Below are 13,775 nucleotides of genomic sequence, written 5' to 3'. Positions count from 1 at the left end.
GGCCATTTAAATTATGTGACTACATTCACTCACCAAAAAAAATTGTGATATAGTGTTCATGCTTTCACTCTGAACACTATATCACAAACTCTATAAAGAAAACAACAATTTATAGGATTTTTTTTAAGTTGAAGCATGTTTTTTTCTAATCATAAACATATCTCTTAAATAGACAACAACCGTCTTAACGACTGCATATGTTGGAACTCCTAAGATCATTCCAAGTATTCCAGCAATGTTCCCTGCAACCAACAATAAGACGATAATCGTTAATGGATGGATTGATAATGTTTTCCCAATCACATTTGGTGAAATAAATGCACTGTCAATCTGTTGCACCACTAATACTACGAGCGCTACTAGCAGAGCTTGTGTTGGAGAAATCGTTAAAGCAATAAAGACTGCTGGGGCTGCCCCAATATAAGGACCGATATAAGGAATAATATTTGTAACGCCTGCAATGATCCCTAACAATAATCCATAAGGCATTCCTGTAATCAAATAGCCTAAATAAGTAAATATTGCTACAAATAAACAAACTAAAGCTTGACCACTAATATATGAAGCAATGGTTTCATTCATTTGGCCTAATAATTCAATCATTTGACCTCTATATTCTTTTGGAAAAAATTTAGCCACCGCTGGTCGAAAGTGTTTTCCATCTTTAAACATATAAAATAAGATGATTGGCACAGTGAAAATGACGATTGTAGTGTTCGTCAATGCGCCTACTAAAGTTCCAACACTTGCAGTCAATGTTGTGAAAATCGTATTAGCGATATTTTCAATGGAGAGATCCATAGTACCTAAACTTTTTTCTAAGTCGAAGTTTTCAAGCATTGGTCCTTGTAAAAGTTCATTAGAAAAATCTTCTAATGTTTTTAAAAACGACGGTATGCTCGTAATTAATTGTCCAACTTGTTCTAATAAATTAGGAATAACTGAAACAGCTAAAAATGCTACAAAACTAAGGAATAAAAGAAAAACGATGATGATTCCATAGTTTCGTTTGATTTTGATTTTTTCTAATTGGCCAATTACTGGATTTAATAAGTAATATAAAAAACCTGCAACAATAAGCGGTGTAAACAATGTCGAAACAAATGTTGTCAATGGTTGAAAAATAAACTCGATTTTAGTGCTCATAAAGATTAATGTTGCACTGACTAATAACCAAACTGTCCAAAACATTAATTTTGATTTTTTAAAGTAATCCATAAAAAAGTTAGTCCTCTCTGATTAATCTTGCATACTGCTCATTAGATACTGCTCAATCAATTGTTCTGTTGCTATGATTGATTCCTCATGGGTTCTTTCATAAGCATGGCTAGCTTCGATTCCTGCGCCTACTAATGCATGACGAACGTCCGCACCAGCTTTCATAGCTGCAGATGCATCACTCCCGTAAAAAGGATAAATATCGAGTTGGTAAGGAATTCCTTTATCTTCACAAATTTGAGTTAGTTTTTTCCTCATTTCATAATGATAAGGACCACTTCCATCTTTGACACATATAGATACAGAGTATTCGTCTGTTTGTTGGTCATCTCCCATTGCACCCATGTCAACCGCTAAATATTCGACCACTTTATCAGAAATATTCGAATTCCCACCATACCCAATTTCTTCATTCGTCGAAATATAAAAATGAGTTGTATATGGCAGATTTATTTTTTCATTGCTTATTTTTTTTAAAAATTGCAGTAATATAGCTACGCTTACTTTGTCATCTAGATGACGCGATTTAATATAGCCGTTAGCTGTAATCTCAGTTCTAGGATCAAAACTAATAAAATCTCCTATAGAAATACCAAGATCTTTTGTTTCCTCTTTAGTGTGTACTTTTTCATCGATCCGAACTTCCATATTATCTTGATTTCTCTCCGCAGTTCCTGCATCTTTATAAACGTGGACACTAGTTTGGTGCATCAGAATCGTACCCGATATATTCCTATTAGCTGTATGTATCGTACAATACTCACCTTCAATAGCGTTATAACGAAATCCACCAATTAAATCTAATTTAAGTCGTCCATTTGGTTTGATTGCTCTTACCATCGCTCCTAATGTATCCACATGAGCTGTTACAAACCGTTGTTTTTGATGGTTTATTCCTTTTACGGTAACCATTAAACTGCCTTTATTTGTTTTTTTTGCTTCATATCCTATTTGTTTTAAATAGTTTTCGATAAAGGCAATAATTTCATACGTATTCCCTGTTGGAGAAGGGATTGTTGTTAATTTTTCAACCAGCTGAATCGTTTTTTCATTCATTACATTAACCACCATTCCTATGAATTATACTCTTTAGTATAGTTCATTCATTGAAATAAATAAAGAAGCTCTGAATAAAAGCTGTAGTTGTTTTCTTATAGATTCCTTTTATTAGTTATGGTACGATTTTAACTACGTAGAAAGCAGGGATATTATGGAATTTATTTGGACAACAGACTTAAGCTCTAACAATTATAAAGATGCTGTAAAAATCAGAAATAAAGTATTTGTAGAAGAACAACTTGTTCCTCCAGAATTAGAAATTGATGACTTAGAAGATCAAACTCAGCATGTCATCGGTTATTTAGAAAACAAAGCCGTTTCTACAGCAAGAATCTACAAAAAAAACACAAGTACATTCAAAATCCAACGAGTGGCTGTTTTAATGGACTTTCGTAAAATGAATTTAGGTCATGAACTAATGCTAGAAATAGAACGGTTTGCTAGAACAAAGAAATTTAATACACTCATGCTTGATGCACAAGACCATGCCTTAACTTTTTATGAAAAATTAGGTTATCAAGTTGAAGGTGAAGGTTTTATGGATGCGGGCATCCCTCATCATTTGATGAGTAAAAAGCTGGATTAATCTTACAATCAAAAAAGCAATGAAAAACATCTTATGTTTTTCATTGCTTTTTTATCGCTTTTTATTTAAAAGTTTTGCTCTCTTTTGCTTCATCTTAGCAAGCCTTTCCTCTGTTTCTTTTTTTAAAGGTTTAATAGCAATAACTCGTTCACCTTCTATAGACACTTCATACAACTCGCCAAGGTGATAATTTTCTGGTAAGCAATTCTTTTTCACAAGAACCAAGGGCCCTTCATCAGGTACGAAACGAGCCAGTTCACCTTCTATTTCTTCAAGCACCATCTTCATCAGGATTCTCTCCCTTTTCAGTTTGAATACTATAAGTTCCATCTTCATGAACCGTTAAAGTAATCGTACCATATTCGATTGTTCCATAAACCGGAATAGCTAGTTTTTGTAATCTGCCAATCGCTTCTTCCCCAGGATGTCCATAGCTATTGTTTTCTCCTGCTGAAAAAACTGCAAACTCGGGTTGACTTGCCTGAATCCATTCTTCGCCAGTACTAGTGTCTGATCCATGATGTCCCATTAAAATGAAATCAGCTGTTACATCTGCTCCAGATTCAACAATATCTTTTTCAATACTTTGAGAAGCATCCCCACTGAATAATCCACTTACTTGATTAACCGTAATTTTGGTTACGATCGAATCATCATTTTGGTCATTATCTGACTGCTCATCAGGACTGAGTACATCGATTTGAAAAGGCCCTACTTGATGTTTTTCACCAGTTTTAGGTTCAGTGTAGACTGCGTTACTTGCATCTACAGCATCTAATACCCGCTCGTAAATTTTACTGGTTGCATCATTTCCATTCATCCAGACTTCTTTTACATCATAATAATTGATAATAAGATCTCCATACCCAATATGATCTGAATCATTGTGAGTGAATATAAGAAGATCAATCGTTCCGCCTGTTCCAATATATTCATCCAGCTGTTGAATAATTTTCTTATCTTTGTCTTCATAACGTCCACTATCTATTAAAATAGTTGTGCCGTCCTTGGCTTGAATAAGAGTTGCTGATCCTTGATTTGCATCTAAAAAACGGATTGTTGTTTCTTGATTTTTTGTCTCATTTACTTCTTCTTTTTCTTCTGGCTGAAAAATTGTGATCAGTTCTTCTTTAAACTGCTCTATTTTACCACTTAAAGAAAGATCAGACTGTTTATTTTCTCCTAGAAATAATCCCATGAAGAAAACCAACAAGAGTACGACACCGGCGGAAATTAATTTTGTTCTTTGTTCTTTTTGTTTTTTTGTGATCTTTTTTTTCTTTCTATTTGCCACAGATGTTCATCCTCTTCTAGCGCAAATACTTCTATTCTGTTTAAGTGTATTTACTATTTCAATAATGCATTTCTAGACTAAATAATTCATAAATAATGCAGCAATATTAAAGTATATCAGCACACTAGTTAAATCTGTGAGTGTCGTGATAAAAGGGCCACTAGCCACTGCCGGATCAAATCCTATTCTTTCCATTAAGATAGGTATAAAACTACCCGCAAGGTTGGCGATTGTGATAGCCGCCAGCATTGCAATACCAATTACTAATCCTAAAATGTAATTTTGTTGCCATAGTCCTACTGCTAAAAAAATCGTAACTCCCGTCACCACACCGGTAATTAAACCAGATGCTATTTCACTCAAAATCAATTTTCTAAAACTTCTCTTGTTATCATCGCTGTCTGCTAATTTACGGACCGCTACAGCTAATGATTGGGTTCCTGCATTACCCGCAGTTCCTGTGATTAACGAGATAAAAACAGCTAAAATGCTTGCCTCACTAATCATTTCTTCATAATTGCTAATTAAAGTAGATGTGCCTATGCCAAGGAATAATAATATGATTAACCATGGAAGTCTTTTTGAAGCGACAACAAATGGATTTTCAGATTTTTCATCTACATCGACCCCAGCCAACCCAGAGTAATCGCTGGCGGCTTCATCATTAATGACATCAATAATATCATCAATCGTGATGATTCCAATTAATCGTTCTTCATTGTCTACTACTGGAATAGCTAAAAAGTCATAGTCTTGCATTGTACGTGCTACATCTCTTTGGTCATCATTCACATTGACGTACACTAGGCGGTCTCCCATGATGTCGGAGATCATTTCATCGTCTTCATGTACGATTAAATCTCTTAATGAGATTACGCCCACTAATTTTCTATTCAGTTCTACCACGTACACATAATAGATTGTCTCAGCTTCTGGCGCTTTCTTTTTTAAAATGGCCATAGCTGATTTTATTGTTTGATTCGCAAAAATTGAAACATACTCAGTTGTCATTATTGAACCTGCAGTATCGTCCTCATAATTCAATAATTTTTTAATTCCATCCGCATCTTCTGAAGGCATTAAACTTAAATATTTTTTGATTGTTGCTGGTTCTAATTGATTCAACATGTCTACTGCATTATCTCTGTACATCTCGCTTAACATATCTGCAGCATACTGAGGATTCATTTCTTCTAAATATTTTTCAACTGACTCTTCCTCTTCCTCAAGGACTTCAAACATATCTGCCATTTCTTTAGGAGATAAAAAATTGTATAAGTCTAATCGTTCATTGTCGGATAAAGAAAGATACACTTGGCTTTGTTCGTAAACGTGCAATTCTAAAAATCTCTCTCTAAATAAGATGATATCTTGGGCAGCCAAATAATCTTTTAGTTGTTCTATTTGTTCTTCAAATTCCATTTGTACTTCTTTCAAGGGCTACACCCCTTTCTAAGTTCGTTCCATTAACTATTAACCTCTTGCTGTTCATGTTGATGTAGCCATTGGGTAATATCTTCTGGGTAATTAAGTTCAAGATTTATTTGTTCATTTGTAAAAGGATGACTAAAGTTCAGCTCTCTGCAATGCAACGCCTGCCTGGTTATCCAAGTATTTTTTTCACCACCATATAAGTCATCACCCATTAATGGATGACCGATATGGGCAAAATGCACCCTAATTTGGTGGGTCCTGCCGGTGTGCAATTGAATATCAACTAAAGTAGCTTGTGGAAAAGATCCTTTGATCCAATATTCAGTTAATGCTTCTTTTCCAGAATCATGAGCTCTTCTAGTAATAATTGAATCAGTGGTGCGTGCGATTGGCGCATCAATAAATCCATGTTCAGCTTTGTTCAACTGCCCACCGATTAAGGCAGTATATTTTTTTGTAATTTCTTTAGCTCTTAATTTAGTATCCATTAGTGCATGTGCGTATCCATGTTTAGCAAACAACATAAGGCCTGTGGTGTCACGGTCAAGTCTAGTCACAATATGAATAACCTGATCAGCGTAATTTTGACGTACATAATAGCCCTTGACGCGATTAGCCATAGTTCCTTCAGGATGTACTTGAGAAGGGACTGAGGCTACCCCATATGGTTTATTTACAACCAAATAGTGCTCATCTTCGTATACGATATCAATAGGAATATCAATAGGGACAGTTGTTTCATGAGGCGCTTCATCAGGGATGGTAACTTGCACAGTATCTTTGCTTTTTAAAAGATAGCGTACCGTTACCTCCGTTTCATTGACTTCAATCTTTCCTCCATGAAACTTTATTTTTGCTAGTAAACTACGTGAAATTCCTTTTGTTTTTAGAAATGACTTCACTTGTAAACTAGTTGGCAAATCATAACTCCAACTAAATTTCATATTTTTTTTTCGCTCCAATAAAAGCATCTTCAACTCGACTCCAGAAATGAGTGTGTCTGTATCGAGCAAAGTGAATGCGTTCTTTCGCAATGCTATAAGTTAATTCAGTAATATTCTTCTCAGAAGAGGTTAACTGGTCAATCGTTAAAACAAATCCTTCTGTAGTAAGTGGTTTTATTCTGATCCATTCATCTCGTGCCACAATTAAAGGAGATCCTAAGATGCGAAAAACGCGATTATTAATTGGTGCGATTTCAGTTAACTGCAATGCTTCAAGACGTGGATGGATAACAGCTCCTCCAACAGACTTATTGTAACCTGTTGAACCAGTAGGCGTTGAGATACACATCCCATCTCCCCTAAACCGCTCAAACAACTCGTCCTTTATAAAGACATCACACACCATAGTCCCGTCTATACGTTTCATTGTTGATTCATTTAAAGATAAAAAGTGAGAAGGTTCCTTTTGTCCTTGATACGTCACTTTTACATCAAGTAAAGGATAACTAACACTTTCGCCTTTATCTTTAAGCAAACTTGCAACGAGATCTTCTAATTCATAATCTCGCCAATCGGTATAAAAGCCTAAATGTCCTGTATGTACACCCACAAAGCGGACTTTATCAAGCATGTGGGCATACCTATGAAAGGCGGACAACAACGTTCCATCTCCACCAATCGTTACAACGACATCTGGATTTTTATCATCTAACTGAAGACGGTTCTTCAAACAGAGTATCCGAAATTGTTCGGCTAGCTTTAAAGATTGCTCAACATTATTATTAACTACTGCTATTTTCAAAGTTGTCCCCTCCTTTTTTCATTTAAACATGTTGCTGTAGCAGCTTCAATCAATATGCATTAAAAAAAATCATTGTTTTCAGGTGCTTTATTGATCGCTGTTCTTTTATTATGAGAAAATAAGTGCTGTGCTTCTTGGATTTCTTCTCTAATTTGAGACATTTCTTCATCTAATTGAAAAGCGGCTTCTGCTGCTCTTTTTAACCGGACATTGATGGCATCCGGAAACTCACCTTGATATTTGTAATTTAACGAATGTTCAATCGTTGCCCAAAAATTCATAGCTAACGTCCGCACCTGTATCTCAACAAGAATTTTCTTTTCACCATGAATTAATTGTACTGGATATTCAAACACAACATGATAAGAACGGTAACCACTTTCTTTCTTATTCGAGATATAATCTCTTTCTTCAATAATTTTCATATCATTTCGATTTCTTAACAGCTTCACGACTTCATGAATGTCCTCTACAAATTGACACATGATTCTTAGTCCTGCTATATCTTGCATTTCAGTCTCTAAATCTTTAAAAGAAATATTCCTTAATGCAGCTTTTCCAATAATACTATTCACTGGCTTTACTCTTCCCGTAACAAATTCAATCGGTACATGCATATTACTTCTACTATATTCTTTGCGAATACCTTTTAATTTAATTTTCAACTCTTCAACAGCTTGATTATAAGGTGTTAAAAAATTTTCCCAATTTTGATCCATCATTTTATACCCTCTTTTAGGAACTTGTGATTTACACTATTTAAAGTGTGATATGGCTCCATTTTACCATATTTCCTCTAAAAGAAGAAATATACTAAAATAGAAATTAAATGATAAAATAAATAGATTCACTAAATTGATTTAAAAGGAGAATAACTGGATGACTCAGCAAATAGAAATTGAATTTAAAAATAATTTAACAAAAACAGAATACACCAATTTATTAAAGAACTTAAACTTGTCTGAAAATGATTGTTACACTCAAGAAAATCATTATTATGATACTACAGATTGGAAACTAAAAAATAAACACTCAGCTTTGCGCATTCGCTTATTTACATCTTCAGCTGAATTAACCTTAAAAACACCTCTTGGGGAAGATATATTAGAAACAACTGATTCTTTATCATTAAAAGAAGCACAACAATTTTTAAATTCAAAGACTATTAAAACGGATGGCTATGTAGCAAAAAAACTTACTGAATTACAAATTGATCTAAAAAATCTGCGTTTATTCGGATCTTTAACAACTAAGCGGTGTGAAAAAAGGATTGCTCAAGGACTTATTGTATTAGATAAAAGTTCATATGGCACAAATAATGATTATGAATTGGAATTTGAAGCAGCCTCTCGTTCAATTGGAAAAGTTTACTTTGAACAATTTTTAAAGAAACATTCAATAGAAAAAAGACCCACTAAGAATAAAATTGTTCGAATGATGGAGTCAATATAACGGTTTATCATTGCTATTAAACGATTTCATCTGAAATGTGGCGACTTTGTTACAACTCATACAAATTTTAAATCAAAAACAAGACCCTTTATTATATTTTTTTAGCTATTTTTGATAAAGTATATTTGTTAACAAAAAGACCACGTATATAAATATAAAAATCGAACTATTAAGGCTAAGGTGAAAATAAATGTTCTCAACTACACATACAAAAAATGAATCCAATCATAATGAAATGACTGAAATTTATTTATTTATTAATCCAATTGACTCCCGTTGCTTGCGAGCTGAAAAAGAAGTTTTGAAGTTCGTTGAAAAATCTACTAGTAAAATACGCGTTCACTTTATTCCTATTCATAATTTAAGTACCGTTACTCAGTATCTTGCTACAAATAATTTATCGAAAAGTGATTTGAATTTACGTAATGCTGTATGTTCTGTGACTTATGATAGTTGTCTTTATTATTCTGCTGCGACAATGCAAGGAAAGAAAAAAGGTCGTAATTTTTTACTAGAATTGCAAGATGCACTAATTGAACAAAAGAAATCTTTTTCAGAAGCTCTTGTTTTAGAAGTAGCTAAAAAAGTTAAATTAGATATTCCAATGTTTCTTGAAGATAAAGAATTAGAATTTACAAAAACCTCTTTTGAAGCTGATCAAAAAGTAGCTCGTGAAATGAATGCTTCTAGCGCTCCTTCTTGTGTGTTATTTAGTAATCAACATAAAGATCATGGTTTATTAATTGAAGAAGGCATCACAGTTGAATTGCTTCAAGCCTTGCATAACCCTAACCCATTGATTATCGAAGCAAGAAATCAAATGATTTCTAAAAATGGTATTCGTTCCATTAATAAAGCTTCATTACAAGTATTATAATCTTATTTTCTAGTCCACACATCTAAAAAAGACTCTTCGTCAAACCTTATTCCTCCAGAAATATCCTGTAACCAATTTAACTAAGCTATCAACACTAAAAAGTATAGAGTCAAAAAAAAACTGAGCTAGCCGGCTCAGTTTTTTTTGATGTGTTTTATTTTAACGTTTCAATAAGCTCTTCTAATTCATTTAATCTAGATTCAAAAACTTTCATAGCATCTTCTAGATAGGTTTTCTTAGTCATGTCTACGCCTGCTTTTTTCATTACTTCAATAGGATAATCGCTGCTTCCAGATTTCAAATAATTTAAATAGTTGTCTAAAGCACCTTCTTCACCATTGACAATCTTAGCAGCTAAAGCTGTAGCAGCTGAAAATCCTGTTGAATATTGATAAACATAGTAATTGTAATAAAAATGAGGTATCCTAGTCCATTCGAAAGCAATTTCAGGATCCTTCACAACATCTGGCCCGTAATAACGGGCATTCAAATCACTGTAATAATTTGATAAGAACTCACTTGTTAAAGGTGTTCCTTTTGCATCTTCTTCATGAATAAAATGTTCAAACTCCGCAAACTGAGTTTGTCTAAATATAGTTCCTTTAAATCCATCTAAATAATGATTCAACACATAAGCTCTAACTTTTGGATCTTTTTGTGTCTCTAATAAATAATCCGTTAAAATATTTTCATTTGTAGTGGAAGCTATTTCAGCTAAGAAAATAGAATAATCACCATAGACATAGGGTTGATTCGTTCTTGTATAATAGCTGTGAACACTATGACCCAGCTCATGGACCAGTGTATATAAATGATTTAAAGAATCATGCCAGTTTAATAAGATGTAAGGATTCGTGTCGTATGCTCCAGAAGAATAGGCACCACTTCTTTTCCCTTCATTTTCGATACTGTCGATCCAACGGTTATTAAATGCTTTTTTAAGTACAGACAAGTAATCTTCACCTAGAGGTTCCAATGCTTTTAATGTTTCTGCTTGGGCATCTTTATACGTATACTTAATTCCTGCTTCACCACTTATTGGAGTATACATATCGTACATATGAAGTTCTTCTACCTCTAGTAGATCTTTTCTCAAAGCAACATAACGATGCAGCAATGGTAAATGTTCATGAACAATGTCTAATAAAGTATCATGTACAGCTTCTGGTATATGGTTGTTGCTTAATGCTTTCTCACGTGCAGATTGATAGTGATGGACTTTGGCATTGTAATTATGGTATTTAACGTGTGAGGAAAGAGTACTTGAAAAAGTATTTTGTAAACCTTCATACACTTTATATAACTGTTTGAAAGCTGATTCGCGGACAGAGCGATCAGTACTTTCCATTAGTTGTCCATATACACCGTGCGATAACTGAATATTGTTTCCTTCCTCGTCCTTAATGGTTGGGAAAGTTATATCTGCATTATTCAAAATATTAAATGTGCGACTTGAAGCATTAAAAATTTCTCCTGCCCCTGCTAACAAGGCTTCTTCATTGGCACTCAAAACGTGTTTTCTAGCAGCAGTTAATTGTTCGATAAAATGTTTGTAAATGACTAAATCTTCATTCTCACTAAAATAGTGGGCTATTTTTTCTTCTGACAATTCTAAAACTTCAGGTTCAAACCATGAGATGGCTTCATTAGCTTGTGTTGCTAATTTACTGGCCTGTTCATACATTCCTTGATAAATTGAATTTGTTGTATCTTGATCATTTTTTAATTGAGCATAGACATACAGTGTTTCCAATTGATTGGATAGATCTAAAATAGATTGAATAGCTTTTAAAAAACTTTCTGAACCATTACTAAGTGTTCTTTTATATGATATAACAGATTCTATTTTAGTTTCAAGTTCTTTATAAGATTGTTTGAAATCATCATCGGATTGAAAAATTACTTGTAAATCCCATGTCAATTCATTAGGTACTTTATTTCTTATTGGCAGTTTTTTTGATTCACTCATTAAAAGACCTCCTAGGAATTATCTTATCATTAATCTTACCATAAACTGTTTTAAAATAAAGAACATTCCTCTAACATTCTCTTATGATTCTACAAAAGACCCATCCAACATTAAAAATTCTGCTATTTTTTCCTTTTCATTGTTATACCTCTGTGGTTCCTTTTGTACTATCCATTCTGACTGAGAAATAAGTGTTAATAGTCCCCTTTTGTTCAAAGACGTAATAAAATGAACGATACATTTTCTTTTACTTACATCAGAGACGAGAGGCATAACGTGAAATTTAAGGTCATTATTTTTTATCATTAGTGTAGTTTGTTGGTCTATTTCTTTTTTAGTTATAATTTCCCCACTATTTCTTTTCATTATCCATTCTAAAAACTGATACTTCCAGAAGTAAGAAAGTGTTTTGATAAATAATTGATTTTTCACAGGCAGATAAACTTCTAGTGGCAAAGAAACCAATGAATCACCTTTTTTATAAATGTATTTTTGAAAGTCCACTATTATCGGTACTTGATAATTTCTCCCCCTATTTAAAAGATAATGGCTTTGGATCAACTTTTTTTTAGATTCTAATTTAGTATTTTTTGAGTACTGCGAGAACTGGTGAATTACTGCATTTAAGCTAGTATTTTTATCTATTTTTAAATAACGACATTGAGAGATGACATAGGATGAATTTCCCTCTTGACTGATATCATAATGGATAGCAATATCGTTTGATTCTACATGCAACTCTAAAAAGTAGCATCCTATTTTTTTATGTTCCTGTATAAATAATCGCTGAAAACTGGTTAATTTATTTTTCAAATGGAAATTTTGTCCTAAAATCCAATAAACTCGATAGCCATTTTTAGTATAGCCTAATGTTCGTTCTATCATTCTCTCAGCAGAAAGAGCACTGCATTGAAACTCTATAGCAGTTGGCGTCTGTTCATCTAACCAGACTAATAAATCTGGGCGCTGCTTTAAATTCGGCAAATAAGCTTCAAGTTGACAGGGTATCTCTTGTTGTGTGAGCCACTGATAAAGTATCTTTTTTCCTAAAATATGTTCTTGGGTTTCTCCTTCTGAAAACACAGTACAGTCACTTTTTTGAAAATGAGTAAAATGAGGTTGCTTGATTGCTCCCTGTTTAAGAAAAACTGGTTCTTTACAGCTTGGGCAGTAATAGTCCTTTTTTTGTTTTTCATTTTTCTGCACATCTAATGCATTGATATACTGATTCTCCTTACTTACTGCAACTAACATTCTAATTAGTCCCCTCTCTTTGTTGTTCTATTTAAACTATCCGCAAAGAAGGTGAAAACGCTGCTAACAAAAAAAACCAAAGAAAGATAAGCTTTCTTTGATTTCCAATTTCATACTATTTAGTTTATTTAAAGTAATAACGTGTTAACTCTAAGGCATTTTTTTCCATGAGTATCTTCCCATGTTCTTCTAAAACCCCTTGAGTAACAGTTGTCTTTTCAGCAAACTCTAGTGCAAGAGCAATTTCTTCATCAGCACTTCTTTCAGTCATTTCATTAACAAAAAAGACTAGATTCAAATAATAGCATTCTTTGTAGAGAAAGAGATTAGAGCGTGCCTTATCTACGTGCATCATTTTTGATAATTCAATCATATCTTCAAATTGATTAAATCTCAAAACAACTTCTTTTATTTCGTCTTCAATGTGATTTACGGTTTCATCAATCTCAGTTTCGGATTTTTCTAAATTTTGTACCATTTGTTTTTTTATATATTGAGAGAATTCATCTGAGTTAAGATTCTCAGATGCTGAAGAAAAGTCTAATTGATCGTTTAATGGACCACCTTTACTAATAAACAATTCTAGACCATTTCCATTTGGCAACACTTGAAATGTTATGGCATCAGATTCATGGAATTGTTCGTCAACATCCACTTCTTCTAATATACTATAAAAGAAATTTTCAATTTGCTTGTGGTTTCCTAAAAGATCTAGAAACGTTACGCCTCTTTCTTCCAAATCAGCGTTCTCAATTAATACTCGGATGGTGTTTTCGTTAATGTGTTCCATTTCCATAGTCCTACACCTCATTTCTCTTCTTCATCGTTAAAACACTTCAACTAATGAATAATCTATATAACCATTCTAAAGGAAATAAATAAAATG

Annotated in this window: 14 protein-coding genes; 3 read left to right on the top strand and 11 right to left on the bottom strand. The window is 33.3% G+C overall.

Features of this window, described 5'->3' with window-relative positions:
• Positions 1-123 precede the first annotated feature (123 nt).
• Positions 124-1,218, bottom strand: a complete 1,095-nt coding sequence (locus tag BLT48_RS12690; RefSeq protein ID WP_035022108.1) for an AI-2E family transporter — start codon at positions 1,216-1,218, stop codon at positions 124-126.
• Positions 1,219-1,239: 21 nt separating this feature from the next.
• Positions 1,240-2,274, bottom strand: a complete 1,035-nt coding sequence (locus BLT48_RS12685; RefSeq protein ID WP_035022107.1) for a M42 family metallopeptidase — start codon at positions 2,272-2,274, stop codon at positions 1,240-1,242.
• A 154-nt stretch (positions 2,275-2,428) separates the two neighbouring features.
• On the opposite strand from BLT48_RS12685, the gene BLT48_RS12680 reads away from it, so the two are divergent.
• Positions 2,429-2,863, top strand: coding sequence for a GNAT family N-acetyltransferase (locus BLT48_RS12680; RefSeq protein WP_089978440.1), 435 nt, complete (start codon positions 2,429-2,431; stop codon positions 2,861-2,863).
• 51 nt (positions 2,864-2,914) lie between these two features.
• Here BLT48_RS12680 and BLT48_RS12675 read toward each other — a convergent pair whose 3' ends face one another.
• From BLT48_RS12675 to yjbM, 6 genes are all read right to left on the bottom strand, one after another.
• Positions 2,915-3,145, bottom strand: coding sequence for a DUF3006 domain-containing protein (locus BLT48_RS12675; RefSeq protein ID WP_226776690.1), 231 nt, complete (start codon positions 3,143-3,145; stop codon positions 2,915-2,917).
• The gene (locus tag BLT48_RS12670) at positions 3,135-4,157 is read right to left on the bottom strand and encodes a ComEC/Rec2 family competence protein (protein ID WP_035022101.1); all 1,023 of its coding nucleotides are present in this window, start codon (positions 4,155-4,157) and stop codon (positions 3,135-3,137) included. Before BLT48_RS12670 ends, BLT48_RS12675 begins: the two co-directional genes overlap by 11 nt.
• Positions 4,158-4,229: 72 nt before the next feature.
• Positions 4,230-5,579 carry a magnesium transporter gene (gene mgtE / locus BLT48_RS12665; RefSeq protein WP_089978821.1) on the bottom strand — a complete coding sequence of 450 codons (1,350 nt, stop codon included), beginning with the start codon at positions 5,577-5,579 and terminating at the stop codon, positions 4,230-4,232.
• A gap of 44 nt (positions 5,580-5,623) precedes the next feature.
• The gene (locus BLT48_RS12660; RefSeq protein WP_089978818.1) at positions 5,624-6,535 is read right to left on the bottom strand and encodes an RluA family pseudouridine synthase; all 912 of its coding nucleotides are present in this window, start codon (positions 6,533-6,535) and stop codon (positions 5,624-5,626) included.
• Positions 6,525-7,337, bottom strand: coding sequence for an NAD kinase (locus BLT48_RS12655; protein WP_035022097.1), 813 nt, complete (start codon positions 7,335-7,337; stop codon positions 6,525-6,527). The genes BLT48_RS12660 and BLT48_RS12655 overlap by 11 nt, the downstream gene beginning before the upstream one ends.
• Before the next feature lie 59 nt (positions 7,338-7,396).
• Positions 7,397-8,056, bottom strand: coding sequence for a GTP diphosphokinase (yjbM, locus tag BLT48_RS12650; RefSeq protein WP_089978816.1), 660 nt, complete (start codon positions 8,054-8,056; stop codon positions 7,397-7,399).
• 160 nt (positions 8,057-8,216) lie between these two features.
• Between yjbM and BLT48_RS12645 the strand changes: the two genes are divergently transcribed.
• A complete protein-coding gene (locus tag BLT48_RS12645; protein ID WP_089978437.1) occupies positions 8,217-8,789 on the top strand; it encodes a CYTH domain-containing protein in 573 nt (190 codons plus the stop codon).
• 190 nt (positions 8,790-8,979) lie between these two features.
• Positions 8,980-9,666, top strand: a complete 687-nt coding sequence (locus tag BLT48_RS12640) for a DsbA family protein (protein ID WP_035022093.1) — start codon at positions 8,980-8,982, stop codon at positions 9,664-9,666.
• A 154-nt stretch (positions 9,667-9,820) separates the two neighbouring features.
• On the opposite strand, the gene pepF is transcribed toward BLT48_RS12640, so the two are convergent.
• The 3 genes from pepF to BLT48_RS12625 form a co-directional block, all read right to left on the bottom strand.
• Positions 9,821-11,635 (bottom strand): oligoendopeptidase F, encoded by a 1,815-nt coding sequence (gene pepF / locus BLT48_RS12635; protein WP_089978433.1) that lies wholly within the window; start codon positions 11,633-11,635, stop codon positions 9,821-9,823.
• Between the two features lie 81 nt (positions 11,636-11,716).
• Positions 11,717-12,889 carry a competence protein CoiA gene (locus tag BLT48_RS12630; protein ID WP_089978431.1) on the bottom strand — a complete coding sequence of 391 codons (1,173 nt, stop codon included), beginning with the start codon at positions 12,887-12,889 and terminating at the stop codon, positions 11,717-11,719.
• Positions 12,890-13,013: 124 nt separating this feature from the next.
• Entirely contained in the window at positions 13,014-13,685 is a 672-nt protein-coding gene (locus BLT48_RS12625; protein ID WP_089978429.1) for an adaptor protein MecA, read from the bottom strand.
• Positions 13,686-13,775: the final 90 nt, after the last annotated feature.

Origin of the sequence: Carnobacterium viridans (assembly GCF_900102725.1) — a bacterium.
Lineage (GTDB): Bacteria > Bacillota > Bacilli > Lactobacillales > Carnobacteriaceae > Carnobacterium_B > Carnobacterium_B viridans.
The sequence above is the reverse complement of the archived record's forward strand: the minus strand, read 5'-3'. Positions and strand labels throughout refer to the sequence as shown.